The organism is Nocardiopsis sp. NPDC055551, from assembly GCF_053619415.1.
In genome coordinates this window covers 290,418-303,454 of the sequence record NZ_JBSHJJ010000001.1, presented here as the reverse complement: position 1 = coordinate 303,454, position 13,037 = coordinate 290,418, and the positions used below count along the sequence as shown (strand labels likewise).

Below are 13,037 nucleotides of genomic sequence, written 5' to 3'. Positions count from 1 at the left end.
CGGACGTGGTGGCGCCGGTGTCGGTGGGATGTGGTTGTCTCATCCCATGGGTGTTGAGATCGAACGGTTCCTGCGGTTGGTGCGCGCGCTTCCGGAGTGCACCGGTACCGAGTCGCGGCGTTACACGACCTTCCGGGTGCGCGAGAAACCGTTCGGATACCTGTGGCCGGACACCGCCACCGTCGGGCTCAAGCAGACCCTCATCGAACAGGCCGCGCTGGTCGCCGAACGCCCCGACGTGTTCGAGGCGCAGTTCACCGCGGGCGGGTTCGGCTGGGTGGTGGTGCACCTGGACCGCATCGACGTGGACGAGCTCAGCGAGCTCACCCTGGAGGCCTGGTACCTGACCGCGCCCGAGGAACTCCTGGCCTCCCCACCGAGCCCGGAGACCCTGGTCCGGGCGGGCTGACCGAACTCAAGGAGTGCCGCGGAAGGTGCGTCGGTAGGCGCCGGGGGGCACCCCGAGCGCCTGCTGCATGTGCAGTCGCAGGGACGCCCCGGTACCGAAGCCCGCGCGTTCGGCGATCCGGTCCACCGGCAGGTCCGAACCCTCCAGCAGGTGCTTGGCCAGGTCCAGGCGCTGCTCGGCCAGCCAACGCCCCGGGGACAGCCCGGTCTCGTCGCGGAAGCGACGGGTGAAGGTGCGCACGCTCATCGCCGCGTGGTCGGCCATCTGTCGAAGCCCGGGCTGTTCGTCCAGGTGTTCCAGCGCCCAGGTACGGGCCGCGGCCGTGGCGGCGCGGCCGGGTTCGGGCAGGGGGCGCCGGATGTACTGGGCCTGGCCACCCTCGCGGTGCGGTGGGACGACCGTGCCACGTGCCACCTCGTTGGCGACGGCCGCGCCGTGGTCGCACCGGATCATGTGCAGGCACAGGTCGATACCGGAGGCCACCCCGGCGGCGGTGAGGTGTCGGCCGTTGTCGGTGTAGAGCACGTCCGGGTCGAGTTCGATGTGCGGGTACATGGCGCGGAAGTATCCGGCCGAACGCCAGTGGGTGGTGACCCGGCAGCCGTCCAGCATCCCGGCGGCGGCGAGCACGAACGCGCCGGTGCAGATGGAGGCCACGCGCGCGGTGGCGGGGATGAGTTCCAGGGCGGCGGCCAGGTCCGGGGAGAGGGGGTCGTGGGGGCGTTCTCCGTAGTCCTCGTCGGCGGCGGGAAGTACGACGGTGGCGGCCTGGGCCAGGGCTTCGGGACCGTGGTCGACGAGGACGCGGAAGTCGGCGTCGGCGCGGATCGGTCCGGGTTCCAGGGCACAGGTACGCACCTCGTACAGGGGCGCGCCGTCGGGGCCGCGGGCCTGGCCGAACAGGCGGTGCACGGCAGCGGCCTCGAAGGAGAGCAGTCCTTGGCGGGCCAGGACGGCGACCGGGTGGCGTTCGGGGTGCCGGAATACGCTCATGGCCCGATCCTTTCACTTATTGTCTTTCGGGCCACTGTCGACGGTGGGATCCGGCGAAGGAACCTGGGTCCATGCAGACGACGACGCACGTTCCCTCCCCTGTCCGACCACGCCGGGCCTGGTTGATGGCTCTGGTGGCCGGGCTGGTCATCACGGGCGCGGCAGCCTTCGCGACCATGCCCGGCCTGCTCACCGAACCACTACGGACCGAGTACCGGTGGTCGCGAGCCGAGATCGGCCTGGCCGCGTCGGTGAACATGGTGCTGTACGGGTTGGTCGCCCCCTTCGCGGCGGCGTGGATGGACCGGTTCGGGCTGCGTCGCGTGGCGCTGGTGGCGCTGGTGCTGGTCGCGGTGGGAGCGGCCCTGACCACGCTGATGTCGCAGGCCTGGCAGTTCACCCTGTACTGGGGGCTGCTGGTGGGCGCCGGGACGGGATCACTGTCGATGACCTTCGCCGCCACGGTGGCCCAACGTTGGTTCGTGGCACGGCGTGGCCTGGTGGTGGGCGCGTTGACCGGGGCGAGCGCGTTCGGTCAGATGGTGTTCCTACCGGCGCTGGCCTGGGTGGTGGACCAGCACTCCTGGCGGCCGGCGGTGGTGGGTTTGGCGTTGACCGCCGTGGTGTTGGCGGTCCTGGCCGCTTTGGTGCTGCGTGACCACCCGGCCGACGTGGGGCTCGTGCCCTATGGCGCGGCGGGGCCGATCGCCCGTCCCGCACCGGAGAGGGGCGCGTCGGCCCGAACGTTGCGGGTGTTGTCCACCTCGGTGCGCGATCGGCGGTTCTGGTTGTTGGCCGCGACCTTCGCGGTGTGCGGGGCGACCACCAACGGGCTGTTGTGGACGCACTTCGTGCCGGCCGCCCAGGACCAGGGCATGGCGGTGACGGCGGCCGCGGCCCTTGTCTCGGCGGTGGGGGTGTTCTCCCTGGTGGGGACGGTCGCCTCCGGCTGGTCGTCGGACAGGTTCGATCCTCGGTGGCTGTTGGCGTCCTACTACGCCGGCCGGGCGGTGTTGTTGGCGGTGTTGCCGCTGGTGTTGGGGCCGCAGGCGGGCCCGGCGATGGTGGTGTTCGTGGTGCTGTTCGGGTTGTTGGACGTGGCGACGGTTCCGCCGACGATCCTGCTCGCCCGGCGGATGTTCGGCGCGGACGGGGCGGTGGTGTTCGGTTGGGTGAACGCGGTGCACCAGGTGGGCGCGGGGGCCATGGCGGTCGTCGGTGGTCTGGTGCGGGACGTGGGCGGTGGTTATGGACCGGTGTGGCTGTTGGCGGCCGCGCTGTGCGTACTTGCGGCGTCGGCGTCCCTGCGCCTGGGGAGGTCGAAACGATGAGGAGCCTGTTCCGGACTTGGGGAAGGGCTCGACCGAGCGTGTTCTCGCTGGTGGTTTTGGTACTGGTGGGTTTGCTGGGATACGTGGGACTGTCCGGTTGGGACCGGGGGGTGCGCGCGGCTCGGGGCGAGGGCGCACCGGGTGTGTTCGTGGCCGAGTCGCTGTCGTGCGTGCGGCACCCGGGGCACGAGTCGTGCGTGTGTCAGGGGACGTTCACCCCGGAGAATTCCGGGGAGGAGCGGTCGGTGCGGTTGCACGCCGCCCAGCGGAGCGACTGCGTGCGCGGGGTCGAGGTCGCCTCGGTGGACTCCGGCGCGGCCGATCGGGTCTACGGCCCGTGGGGGTCACGGGAGTGGGTGTTCTCGGCCGTCCTGGTGTCCATCGCGGTGGGTGCGACCGTCGTCATCGTGGCGGGGTGGTTCCGACCCCGGCGAGAGCCGGAGGAGGCGGGTTCGGGCAGGTGACGACGGGGCGTTGCGGTCACAGCGGAACGGTACTCCGATCCGATCGGAACTCGCCGTGGGAGCGATCCCAAAATCTCTCCGAAACCCTCTTGTGACGCAGCGGAATCACACCTACAGTCACTTAACACTTGTTCAGCTCGGTCTCGGGTCAGTACCCACCGGAACCGCGCGCGACCCGCTAGCACGCGCGTGTCCGGGGTGCCCGAAGGCCCCGATCCCCCTTGGAGACAAGGATGCGCAAGCGCACCAAGAACACCCTGACAGCCACCGTGGGCCTGGGCGCCGCGGCGGCCCTCACCGCCACCGCCCTGACCTGGACCGGCGGCGACACCGCCGACAACAGCGCCCTGACCTCGGCCGAGGCCGCCGAACCGGGCGCGCTCGTGTGGTCCGACGAGTTCGACGGCGCGGCCGGCGACGCACCCGACCCCGCCAACTGGAACCACGAGACCGGTGACCACGGCTGGGGCAACCAGGAGTTGCAGAACTACACCGAGAGCCGGGAGAACTCCGCGCTCGACGGTGACGGCAACCTCGTCATCACGGCACAGCAAGAGGACGACGGCTCCTACACCTCGGCACGTATGACCACCCAGAACAACGTCGAGCACGCCTACGGCCGTATCGAGGCCCGCGTCCAGCTGCCCAGCGGACAGGGCATCTGGCCGGCGTTCTGGATGCTGGGCTCGGACTTCCCCGAGACCGAGTGGCCGAACTCCGGCGAGATCGACATCATGGAGTTCATCGGCAGCGACGTCGGGACGGTCCACGGCACCGTGCACGGCCCCGGCTACTCGGGCGGCGACGGAGTGGGCGCCTCCTACGACCACCCCGAGGGCGGCGACCTCTCCGACGACTTCCACGTCTTCGCCATCGACTGGGAGCCCGGCTCGATCACCTGGTCGGTGGACGGCGTCCCCTTCAACACCATCACCCCCGAGGACGTCGGCGGTGAGTGGGTGTACGACCAGGAGTTCTTCATGATCTTGAACGTGGCCGTGGGCGGCGAGTGGCCCGGCTACCCCGACGAGACCACCGAGTTCCCGCAGGAGATGAAGGTGGACTACGTGCGGGTCTACGACCTGGCCTGAGCCTTCCCCCTCTTCCAGGGGCCCGCGGGCGCGCCGTGGGCCCCTTTCTCGTGTCCGGGGGGCGACCCGTCCCTTTCTCCCCGTCCACTCTCCCTGTCCACCGGTTCTCCACTACCGGTGGGTATGCTGGGTCTCGGTCATGGACGCACCACTCGTACCTGAGGAGACCACGTGATCCGACCGGTCGTGCGCACCCTGACCACCGTCGTCGCCGCCTTCTCCCTGGCCCTGGTGGTGGGATGCGCCGGCGACCCCCAGGAGGCGGAGGAACAGGTCTTCGACACGGTGCCCGAACCCCTGATCGTGGAGGGCGGCAACGCCGAGATCGACCTCGTCGCCACCGATGGTGACCGGGTACGGGTGTCCCGAGAGGCGTCCGGCCAGGCCGGCGGCGAATGGGGGATGGAGGGTGACACCCTCACCCTGGGTTCGGACTGCGCCGTCTTCTCCAACTGCGACGTGCGCTACGAGGTGGCGATCCCCGCCACCACCCCCCTGTCGGTGAGCACCGACAACGGTCCCGTCTCCCTCACCGGATTCACCTCCAGTGTGGAGGTCACCAGCGCCAACGGAACGGCACGGGTCTTCGACGCCACCGGGCCGCTGGACCTGTCGTCGGACAACGGGAACATGGAGCTCGACGGGGTCGGTGCCGAGACCGCGCGGTTGGCGACCGACAACGGCACCATCGACGCCGCCTTCACCGACCGCCCCTCGGAGGTGGAGGTCAGCACCAACAACGGGAACGCCACCCTCCTCCTGCCGGACGGCCCCTACGCGGTCTTCGAGACGGTGGGCAACGGGGAGATCGAGACCGAGGTGGACACCGTCGACCGGTCCGAGAACACCATCACCGCGCGCACCGACAACGGCACCATCAGACTGCTCCCCCGGGACTGACCCGCCGCGGGGTCGACCGGCCCCACGGCCACCTTCGGCCACTCGGGTTCCGAGAAGCGTTCGGGAGTCTAGAATCGCCGCGCGTGCCCCTGCCGCCTCGGGCGCTCCACTGCCCCGGAGCGTCGGCCCTGCCGCCTCCCGGGGAGTTGTCGGATGTCCCTTCAGCCAGTGGTGTCGATGGCACTCATGGGCCTGCCCGCCGTGGTGGCGTTCGTGGCCCTGTGTCTGTCGGGCCTGGTCCCCCGGCATCGGCGATGGCCGGCCATCGCCGGTCTGATCCTGATCATCGTCGGAGGCGTACTGGAGCTGGTCGTCTACGTCCTGTTCCTCGGATTCGTCGACATCGACCTACCGCTGTGGTCGTCCACCACGGTGAGCCTTCTGACCTGGTTCACGCTGGTCATCGGGGTCCTGTGTCTGGTCCTGGCCGCGACGCGCGGGCCGGCCACCGGCTCGAACGTTCGGCACGCTCCCGCCCCCGGAGACCTGCGATGATCACGCCCGCGCTCGTCTACGCCGCTCTGGCCGTCCTCCCGCCGCTGGGCTGCTCGGCCATCGCGATCGTCCTCCTGGCGCGCTCCCGCAACGCCGGGCGCGGACGCGGGCCGGCCCTGGTCGCCGCGTTGTTCCTGGTCCTGTACGGGGTCTTGGGCGTGACCCACCACGTGCTGCGGATCATCCATTCGATCGTCCTGGAACGGCCGGGAGGGGAATCCGTCGAGGGGACTCCGTCGCGCGTCCTCACCGACGACGTCGTGCAGCCGGTGTGGACGTATTCGAGTTCGGCCCTGATCGCCCTGGTCGTGCTCTTCCTGATCTGGGCCATGATCCGAAGCCGCGCCGACGAGCCATGGTCGGCCGGGCCCGCGCCACGTCCGGGTTCGCACCGACGCCCGGACCCGTTCCCGCGGACGCCGCCCCCTCCTGGAACGGAACCGCCCAGACCCAAGGGGCGTCACCACGCCCCCGAACCCCCGAGCCATCCCCCGCCGCGCTCCTGATCACCGTCCCGGCCATGTCGAAATAGGTCGATAGCTACCGCCATGGGCTATGTGTTCCGGTTCAGGGACATGCCCTACAATCGCTCCCATGCTCGGTCCCGCACGCTTCCTGCGCATGGTGCTCATCTCCATGTCGCTGACGAGCACCGATGACGGCCTCTGTCGCCGCCGGTGCCGCTCCGTCGTGCGCTGACCCCGATCCCCCGTCCCGCGCGCCGACACGGCACCGGTCACAGTAGGTCCTTCTCCCGCTCCGTCATGTCTGGACGTCTCTTCGTGACCTCAACACCCACCACTCCGGTAGGAAAGACCGATAAGGTCGACCATCCCGTCGAGTCCTCACCCGCCCTGGCCCTGAGGTGGCGCCCCACCCTGTCCGTTCCACCGCCTCAGGCACCCGAGGCCGAACCGGTGCGTCGGTGGCCGCTGGCCATCGCCCTGATCGGCGCGCTCGGGCTGGCCGCGTTCGTGTGGTCCGAACACGGCGCCCTGCCCGCGACCCTGCTGGTCCTGGGTCTGGGACTGGGCTTCACGCTCTTCCACTCCCGGTTCGGTTTCACCTCGGCCTGGCGCCAGTTCCTGGCCGTGGGCAACGGCACCGGGCTGCGCGCCCACGCGGTGTTGCTCGGCACCACCGCCACCCTGTTCGCCCTGGTCATCGGGACCGGAACCGGCCTGTTCGGAAACGAGCCGGGGCCGTCGGCCGGGCCGATCGGCATCGCACTGTTCGCCGGCGCGTTCCTGTTCGGCATCGGGATGCAACTCGGCGGCGCGTGCGCCTCGGGCACCCTGTTCGCGGTCGGCTCCGGACAGTCCGCCATCCTCATCACCCTGTTCGGGTTCATCGTGGGTTCGGTCATCTACTCGGCGGCCTGGCCGCTGGTGGCCGACCTGCCCTCGGTGCCCCCGGTGCTGTTGTCCGACCACGTGGGCTGGGGTGGTTCGTGGGCGATCACCATCGCCGCGTTGGTCGCCCTGGTCGTCATCACCCGCGCTGTGCAGAACCGTCGGGTTCCCCCGCCGGTGGGCGCCCCACCCTCGGCCCAGGGGTGGGCCCGCGTCCTGCGCGGTAGCTGGCCGCTGATCGCCGGCGCCCTGATCCTGGCCGCGCTGGGCGCGGCCGTCCTCCTGGTCTCCGGTGGGCCGTGGGGCATCACCTCGGCGTTCAACCTGTGGGGCGCCAAGGGGCTCCAGCTACTGGGCCTGCACCCCGAGACCTGGGCGTTCTGGTCCCAGCCCGGTCAGGCCGAGCAACTGGCCGGCCCGGTCCTACAGGACAAGAACAGTCTCACCAACATCGGCATCATCCTGGGCGCCGCCGCCGCTGCCGCGGCCGCCGGCACCTGGAAGGTGCATACCGGCCTGAGCTGGAACCTGGTGGCCGCGGGCCTGGTCGGCGGTGTCCTGATGGGCATCGGCGCACGGCTGGCCGGCGGCTGCAACATCGGCGCCTACCTGGCGGGCATCTCCTCTGGCAGCCTGCACGGCTGGCTGTGGGCGGTCTTCGCGCTGGCGGGCACCTGGGCGGGTCTGCGCGCCCGCACCCTGTTCGGTCTGGGCGTGCCCAAGCCGAGCGACAGCGTCTGCTGAGGTCTCCCTCCCCGGGACACGGGCCCCGCCGAACGTCGGGCGGGGCCCGTCCTGGTCTAGGCTGCGGCCATGGCCGAGGTGACGAGGGTGGACCTGACCGAACAGGTACGACGCTGGGCGAGGGTCGTCTACGACCACCAGCGCTTGGGTGAGGAGCCGCGCCGGTGCGACGTGGCCGTGGTGCTGGGCAGCCACGACATCGGGGTGGCCGACCGGGCCGCCGAGCTGTATCGGCTGGGGTTCTTCGATCGGATGGTCATCACCGGCGCCAACAGTCCCACCACCCTGTCCCGGTTCCCTCGTGGAGAGGCCGTGCACTACCGCGAGCGGGTCGTCGAACAGGGGGTTCCGGGGTCCGCGGTCCTCATGGAGACCGAGGCGACCAACACCGGCGAGAACCTCCGGCTCGGTCGCGCCCTCCTCGACTCCGAGGGGGTCACGCCGACCACGGTGATGTTCGTTTGCAAGCCGTACATGGAGAGGCGCGTCCACGCCACCGTCCTCAAGCAGTGGCCCGAGGTGGAGACCCTGTACGCCTCGGCCCCTCTCGACTTCGACGCCTACCTGCCGACCGTGGGCGACGACCGGCTGGTCCTGGACACCATGGTCGGCGACCTGCAGCGGGTCATGGAGTACCCGGCACGCGGCTTCGCCGTCCCCCAACCGGTCCCCGAGGACGTCCGGGAGGCCTTCCATGGCCTGGTCGCCGCCGGCTTCGACCGCCACCTGCTTCCCGACTCCCGAGGGTGACTCGGTGGTCCACTCCCCCGGTGGGCGGTAGCCTGCGGCCGACGTCGAAAACGAGAGGTTCCCCCATGGACGAGGTCGAAGCGTTGCCCGAGCGAAGCCGCCGTGTGGTCGAGGTTCTGGACGGGCTCGGTCTGACCGGACGGGTGCGGGAGCTGCCCGCCTCCACCCGTACCGCCGCCGAGGCCGCGCGGGCCCTGGGTTGTGAGGTCGGCGCGATCGCCAACAGCCTGGTGTTCATGGCCGACGACGCACCACTGCTGGTGATGACCAGCGGACGGCATCGGGTGGACGTGGACCTCCTCGCTCTGCGGCTGGGAAGGAAGAGGATCCGCAGGGCCGAGCCGAAGGAGGTGCGGGCCGCGACCGGTCAGGTGATCGGCGGGGTCGCGCCCGTCGCCCACCCGGCGCCGGTGGAGACCGTGGTGGACACCGGTCTGGCCGAATACCCCACGCTGTGGGCGGCGGCCGGCACCCCGAACACCGTCTTCCCTCTCACCCACGGCGAGCTGGTCGAGATCACCGGCGGCGTCGAGGTCGCCGTCAACTGACGGAAGGCGCGCTCACCCGCCCTATCGCGTGGTCGCCGGTTCCGGCAGGGCCTTGCTCACGCCCCAGGCGACCAGTCCGCAGACGGCGCCGACGACGGCACCGGTGACCAGACCGCTCAGGGCCGCGAAGACCCGGATGACGACCTGCTGGACCAACGGGGACAGGTCGGCAAGGTTACCGCCGAGCGTGGGCGGATCACCCTCATGGGCGACGGTCCATAGGAGCTGGTGGCCGAGCATGAGCACCACCCCGTACAGAACTCCCACCACCAGGAGGGTACGGAAGGGGTCGGGGACGCGGCGCCACAGGACCACCGCGATCCACACCAGGGGCGGCACGAACACGAACAGGGCGTTGACGAAGGTGCCCTCCTGGATGAGACCGAGATCGTGCAGGACCACGCGCGGCGCGGCGATCAGCGCGAGGAGGACCAGGGCCGGCAAGGACAGGCCCGGGGTGGGACGATCATGTACGTTCATGCCGCCATCGTGCGTGGCGGCCATGGGACACCGCGTCGGCCCGGGGTCGCGTTCGGGTACGTCCGATCGCGTATCCGGGGTGGGCCGTGATCATGTGCTCACTCCCTGTGCGGTACCGTCTTCGATGACGCCGGGCGGACGTCCGGCCCCGGGAAGGACCCCCTGCGCATGACCAGAACCGGATGGATCGCCACCGTCGTCGCCGCCGTGGCCGCGTTGATCGTCGGCTTCGGCGCCGGGTGGATCACCCACGGGAACACCATGGGGCCGCCCGTGGCCGAACCCGAACCCACCGCGCAGGAAACCCTGCGGCCCACTCCCACCTTCGACCCGGTGACCGTGGACCTGGAGGAGACCCACGACTTCGGCGACGGGTTCACCATCGGGCTGAGCGACTTTCGGCGCGAGGTGGAGGAGGGCGGGGTCGACCCGGTCAGCGGCGAGGAGGAGGACCTACCGTACGTGTCCTGGCGGGTGGAGGTCTCCAACGACGGCCCCGAGCCCGTGCAGACCGGCTCGTTGACACGCACCTGCGAGGTGGGCGATCCGCCCCGGGAGTCGGGCGCGCCCGCCCTGGGTTCGCAGGTCAAGCCGCCCGAGACCCTGGAACCGGGGCAGAGCGGTTCCTGGGACGAGGACTGCTGGGCCGAGGAGGACGAAACCCGACTCCAGTACACGGTGGAGTTCCACGACCAGGACTTCGTGCCGCTGTACCCGCCGGTGACCTTCGCCGGTGAGGTGGACTGAGCCGGGTTCCGTCACGCCGGTGCCGCGTCAGCCGGTGAAGAGGGTGGCCGCCTGCAGGGCCGTCTGTGTCACCCCGTATCCCAGGGCCACGATCACGGCCACCCACAGGAGGACGGCGGCGGCCTTGGCCGGGACGTTGCCGGAGCTCTTCTGTTCCATGTGCTTCTCCTCGGGTTGCGGGGCCGGGCTCACGCGGACTGCCTGGACTTCGCCGGCGCGTCGGAGGCGCTCTCGTCGAGCTGACGCTCGCTGAGTGGGCGGACCAGCATGTTGGCGGTGAACCCGATCGCCATCACGATCACCATCAGGTACAGCGACAGCGTGTACAGGTCCGCGCCGGTACGACCCGCGGCGAGCTGGTGGTCGGCGATCACGTTGACGATGAGCGGCCCGGCGACGCCCGCGCACGACCAGGCGGTGAGCAGGCGACCGTGGATCGCGCCGACGTTGAAGGAACCGAACAGGTCCTTCAGGTAGGCGGGGACCGTGGAGAACCCACCACCGTAGAAGGACAGGATGATCCCGGTGACGGCGACGAAGAGCACCACCGAGCCGGTACCCGCGACCGCGATGAGCAGGTAGAGGACGCAGCCGACGCCCAGGTAGCCGATGTAGGTGCGCTTGCGACCCAGTGCGTCGGAGGTGGAGGACCACACGAAGCGGCCCAACATGTTGCACAACGACAGCACACCCACGTAGCCGGCGGCCTCGGCCGCTCCCACGTCGGCGAAGAAGTCCTGGATCATGGGGGCGGCCTGTTCGAGGATGCCGATCCCCGCGGTGACGTTGCAGAACAGCACGATCCACAGCAGCCAGAACTGGCGGGTGCGGAAGGCCCGTTCCACGCTGACGCCCTCGGTGGCCAGAACGCTCCCGGCGATCGGGGCGGGCGGCTCCCACCCTTCGGGCTTCCAGCCGGGCGGCGGCACCTTGACGGTCATCGCGCCGAGCATCATGGCGACGAAGTAGACCGCGCCCAGGGTGAGGAACGCGGGGACGATCGCGTCGGCCGGGGTGTCGGCGAAGCGCTCCAGCAGCGCCGCGGACAGCGGTGAGGCGATGAGCGCGCCACCGCCGAAGCCCATGATGGCCATCCCCGTGGCCATGCCGGGACGGTCGGGGAACCACTTGATGAGGGTGGACACCGGCGAGATGTATCCGATGCCCAGGCCGATCCCGCCGATGACCCCGTAACCCAGGTAGAGCAGCCACAGTTGGCCGGTGGCCACACCGAGCGCGCCCACGAGGAACCCGGCTCCCCAGCACAGGCCGGAGACGAACATCGCCTTACGGGGGCCGTTGCGTTCGACCCACTTGCCACCGAAGGCCGCCGACAGGCCGAGCATCACGATCGAGATGCTGAAAACCACGCCGATGGCGGTCAGGGTCGTGTCGAACCGTTCCACCAACGGCGTCTTGAAGACGCTGAAGGCGTAGACCTGGCCGATGGACAGGTGTACGGCGAGCGCGGCGGGTGGGATGAACCACCGGCTGTAGCCGGGCGGGGCAACACTCTTCTCACGGTCCAAAAACGACAGCACGAACCATCCTCGCGATCCTCAGGATTGCTTTCCGTTCGGAATACAGGCCTTTTCCACGCCACTTCCGCAACACCGGAAACAAGCATGGAACATCGTCACACCAGGTGTGAGCGGAATCAAATACGAATTTTCTTTCACGCGATAACGGAGGCTTATCGAAGGGGCCGGGGTTCAGCCGGTCAGCGCCGCCCCTCCGGCGGAGTCGCGTCCGGGCAGGTATTCCTCCAGGTCGACCCCGGTGACGCTGTCGAACAGGGCGCGGGCGAGCACCGGTTCGGGATCGCGGTCGGCGATGACCAGCCCGATCTCCTGGCCGATCTCGGGCCGCACCAGGGGGATGGCGCGCATGCCGTCGGGTATGGCGTGCAGGTACAACCAGGCGTGCGGCATCACGGCCGACCACTGACCGCCACGGACGTGGGAGCACAGCGCGCTGACCGAGTTGGTCTCGACCCGGGGCACCGGTCGGGTGCCGGCCTGCCGGAAGGCGCCGTCGATGATGCGCCGGTTCTGCATGTCCGGGGTGAGCAGGCACAGCGGCACCTCCGCCGCTTCGGCCCAGCTGATGCTCGCGCGGTGCCCCAGTGGCCCGTCCTCGGCGGTGAGCAGGACGTAGTGCTCCCGGTAGAGGTGTTTTCGGCGCACGTGGTCAAGGGGTTCGTTGGCGATGTAGGTGACGCCGACGTCGATCTGGAAGTCGGCCAGGGCCTGTTCGATCTCGGTGGAGGTCATCGAAACGATCGACAGGGTGACCTGGGGGTGGCGTTCACACAGCCCACGGGTGATCAGGGACAGGGAGCTGAGGGTGGTGGGGATGGCGCCGATGCGCAGTCGCCCGCTCAGCCCCTCGCTCCCGTTGCGCACGCTCTCCAGGAGGGAGTCGTGTTCGGCGATGACCCGTTGCGCCCAGGTGACGATCTGTTCGCCCTCGTGGGTGAACCCGATGAACCGGTTGCTCCGTTTGACGATGGGGACGCGGAACTCCGCCTCCAGCTTGCGGATGGCGGAGGACAGAGCGGGCTGGGATACGTGGCAGGCCTGGGCGGCGCGTGCGAAATGACGTTCCTTGGCCAGCGCGGTCAGGTACTTCAGCCGGCTCAACAACATCGCCCGAGCGTACAGGGACCAAGGTCCCCTCAACAAGAACGGTCAATCGCTTGATAGTGATCTCTTCTTTTGGCATACGCGAACG

General features: G+C 69.7%; 16 protein-coding genes. 11 read left to right on the top strand and 5 right to left on the bottom strand.

The annotated features are described in order from the left end of the window. Nucleotides 1-46: 46 nt before the first annotated feature. Nucleotides 47-409 (top strand): MmcQ/YjbR family DNA-binding protein, encoded by a 363-nt coding sequence (locus ACWGSK_RS01285; RefSeq protein WP_304071531.1) that lies wholly within the window; start codon nucleotides 47-49, stop codon nucleotides 407-409. Between the two features lie 6 nt (nucleotides 410-415). On the opposite strand, the gene ACWGSK_RS01280 is transcribed toward ACWGSK_RS01285, so the two are convergent. Continuing rightward, nucleotides 416-1,402 carry a GlxA family transcriptional regulator gene (locus tag ACWGSK_RS01280; protein WP_452454919.1) on the bottom strand — a complete coding sequence of 329 codons (987 nt, stop codon included), beginning with the start codon at nucleotides 1,400-1,402 and terminating at the stop codon, nucleotides 416-418. A 71-nt stretch (nucleotides 1,403-1,473) separates the two neighbouring features. Between ACWGSK_RS01280 and ACWGSK_RS01275 the strand changes: the two genes are divergently transcribed. From ACWGSK_RS01275 to ACWGSK_RS01235, 9 genes are all read left to right on the top strand, one after another. After that, nucleotides 1,474-2,733, top strand: coding sequence for an MFS transporter (locus tag ACWGSK_RS01275; RefSeq protein ID WP_452454918.1), 1,260 nt, complete (start codon nucleotides 1,474-1,476; stop codon nucleotides 2,731-2,733). A gap of 50 nt (nucleotides 2,734-2,783) precedes the next feature. After that, complete coding sequence (locus ACWGSK_RS01270; protein WP_452454917.1) at nucleotides 2,784-3,197, top strand: hypothetical protein; 414 nt, start codon at nucleotides 2,784-2,786, stop codon at nucleotides 3,195-3,197. Between the two features lie 233 nt (nucleotides 3,198-3,430). Further along, the gene (locus ACWGSK_RS01265) at nucleotides 3,431-4,288 is read left to right on the top strand and encodes a glycoside hydrolase family 16 protein (RefSeq protein ID WP_452454916.1); all 858 of its coding nucleotides are present in this window, start codon (nucleotides 3,431-3,433) and stop codon (nucleotides 4,286-4,288) included. Nucleotides 4,289-4,459: 171 nt separating this feature from the next. After that, nucleotides 4,460-5,188, top strand: a complete 729-nt coding sequence (locus tag ACWGSK_RS01260; protein ID WP_452454915.1) for a DUF4097 family beta strand repeat-containing protein — start codon at nucleotides 4,460-4,462, stop codon at nucleotides 5,186-5,188. Nucleotides 5,189-5,341: 153 nt separating this feature from the next. After that, nucleotides 5,342-5,683: a hypothetical protein gene (locus ACWGSK_RS01255; protein WP_358512451.1), complete on the top strand. Its 342-nt coding sequence runs from the start codon at nucleotides 5,342-5,344 to the stop codon at nucleotides 5,681-5,683. Continuing rightward, a complete protein-coding gene (locus tag ACWGSK_RS01250; RefSeq protein ID WP_452454914.1) occupies nucleotides 5,680-6,189 on the top strand; it encodes a hypothetical protein in 510 nt (169 codons plus the stop codon). Before ACWGSK_RS01255 ends, ACWGSK_RS01250 begins: the two co-directional genes overlap by 4 nt. 276 nt (nucleotides 6,190-6,465) lie before the next feature. Next, nucleotides 6,466-7,779, top strand: coding sequence for a YeeE/YedE family protein (locus ACWGSK_RS01245; protein WP_452454913.1), 1,314 nt, complete (start codon nucleotides 6,466-6,468; stop codon nucleotides 7,777-7,779). 69 nt (nucleotides 7,780-7,848) lie between these two features. Beyond that, a complete protein-coding gene (locus ACWGSK_RS01240; RefSeq protein ID WP_452454912.1) occupies nucleotides 7,849-8,529 on the top strand; it encodes a YdcF family protein in 681 nt (226 codons plus the stop codon). Between the two features lie 65 nt (nucleotides 8,530-8,594). Continuing rightward, nucleotides 8,595-9,077: a YbaK/EbsC family protein gene (locus ACWGSK_RS01235; protein ID WP_452454911.1), complete on the top strand. Its 483-nt coding sequence runs from the start codon at nucleotides 8,595-8,597 to the stop codon at nucleotides 9,075-9,077. 21 nt (nucleotides 9,078-9,098) lie between these two features. Here the strand turns inward: ACWGSK_RS01235 and ACWGSK_RS01230 are convergent, their stop codons facing one another. Next, nucleotides 9,099-9,557, bottom strand: coding sequence for a hypothetical protein (locus tag ACWGSK_RS01230; protein WP_452454910.1), 459 nt, complete (start codon nucleotides 9,555-9,557; stop codon nucleotides 9,099-9,101). A gap of 168 nt (nucleotides 9,558-9,725) precedes the next feature. Between ACWGSK_RS01230 and ACWGSK_RS01225 the strand changes: the two genes are divergently transcribed. After that, the gene (locus ACWGSK_RS01225) at nucleotides 9,726-10,304 is read left to right on the top strand and encodes a hypothetical protein (protein WP_452454909.1); all 579 of its coding nucleotides are present in this window, start codon (nucleotides 9,726-9,728) and stop codon (nucleotides 10,302-10,304) included. Nucleotides 10,305-10,331: 27 nt separating this feature from the next. On the opposite strand, the gene ACWGSK_RS01220 is transcribed toward ACWGSK_RS01225, so the two are convergent. The 3 genes from ACWGSK_RS01220 to ACWGSK_RS01210 all read right to left on the bottom strand — a co-directional run bounded on the left by ACWGSK_RS01220 (nucleotide 10,332) and on the right by ACWGSK_RS01210 (nucleotide 12,952). Then, the gene (locus ACWGSK_RS01220) at nucleotides 10,332-10,463 is read right to left on the bottom strand and encodes an MFS transporter small subunit (protein ID WP_452454908.1); all 132 of its coding nucleotides are present in this window, start codon (nucleotides 10,461-10,463) and stop codon (nucleotides 10,332-10,334) included. A gap of 29 nt (nucleotides 10,464-10,492) precedes the next feature. Then, entirely contained in the window at nucleotides 10,493-11,845 is a 1,353-nt protein-coding gene (locus tag ACWGSK_RS01215; RefSeq protein ID WP_358512427.1) for an L-lactate MFS transporter, read from the bottom strand. Between the two features lie 171 nt (nucleotides 11,846-12,016). Beyond that, the gene (locus ACWGSK_RS01210; RefSeq protein WP_452454907.1) at nucleotides 12,017-12,952 is read right to left on the bottom strand and encodes a LysR family transcriptional regulator; all 936 of its coding nucleotides are present in this window, start codon (nucleotides 12,950-12,952) and stop codon (nucleotides 12,017-12,019) included. Nucleotides 12,953-13,037 lie beyond the last annotated feature (85 nt).

Coding starts and splice junctions, on each gene's coding strand:
- ACWGSK_RS01285 (WP_304071531.1), top strand. CDS start 47: ATGGGTGTTGAGATCGAACGGTTCCTGCGGTTGGTGCGCGCGCTTCCG.
- ACWGSK_RS01225 (WP_452454909.1), top strand. CDS start 9,726: ATGACCAGAACCGGATGGATCGCCACCGTCGTCGCCGCCGTGGCCGCG.
- ACWGSK_RS01280 (WP_452454919.1), bottom strand. CDS start 1,402: ATGAGCGTATTCCGGCACCCCGAACGCCACCCGGTCGCCGTCCTGGCC.
- ACWGSK_RS01235 (WP_452454911.1), top strand. CDS start 8,595: ATGGACGAGGTCGAAGCGTTGCCCGAGCGAAGCCGCCGTGTGGTCGAG.
- ACWGSK_RS01220 (WP_452454908.1), bottom strand. CDS start 10,463: ATGGAACAGAAGAGCTCCGGCAACGTCCCGGCCAAGGCCGCCGCCGTC.
- ACWGSK_RS01265 (WP_452454916.1), top strand. CDS start 3,431: ATGCGCAAGCGCACCAAGAACACCCTGACAGCCACCGTGGGCCTGGGC.
- ACWGSK_RS01275 (WP_452454918.1), top strand. CDS start 1,474: ATGCAGACGACGACGCACGTTCCCTCCCCTGTCCGACCACGCCGGGCC.
- ACWGSK_RS01255 (WP_358512451.1), top strand. CDS start 5,342: ATGTCCCTTCAGCCAGTGGTGTCGATGGCACTCATGGGCCTGCCCGCC.
- ACWGSK_RS01230 (WP_452454910.1), bottom strand. CDS start 9,557: ATGAACGTACATGATCGTCCCACCCCGGGCCTGTCCTTGCCGGCCCTG.
- ACWGSK_RS01210 (WP_452454907.1), bottom strand. CDS start 12,952: ATGTTGTTGAGCCGGCTGAAGTACCTGACCGCGCTGGCCAAGGAACGT.
- ACWGSK_RS01250 (WP_452454914.1), top strand. CDS start 5,680: ATGATCACGCCCGCGCTCGTCTACGCCGCTCTGGCCGTCCTCCCGCCG.
- ACWGSK_RS01240 (WP_452454912.1), top strand. CDS start 7,849: ATGGCCGAGGTGACGAGGGTGGACCTGACCGAACAGGTACGACGCTGG.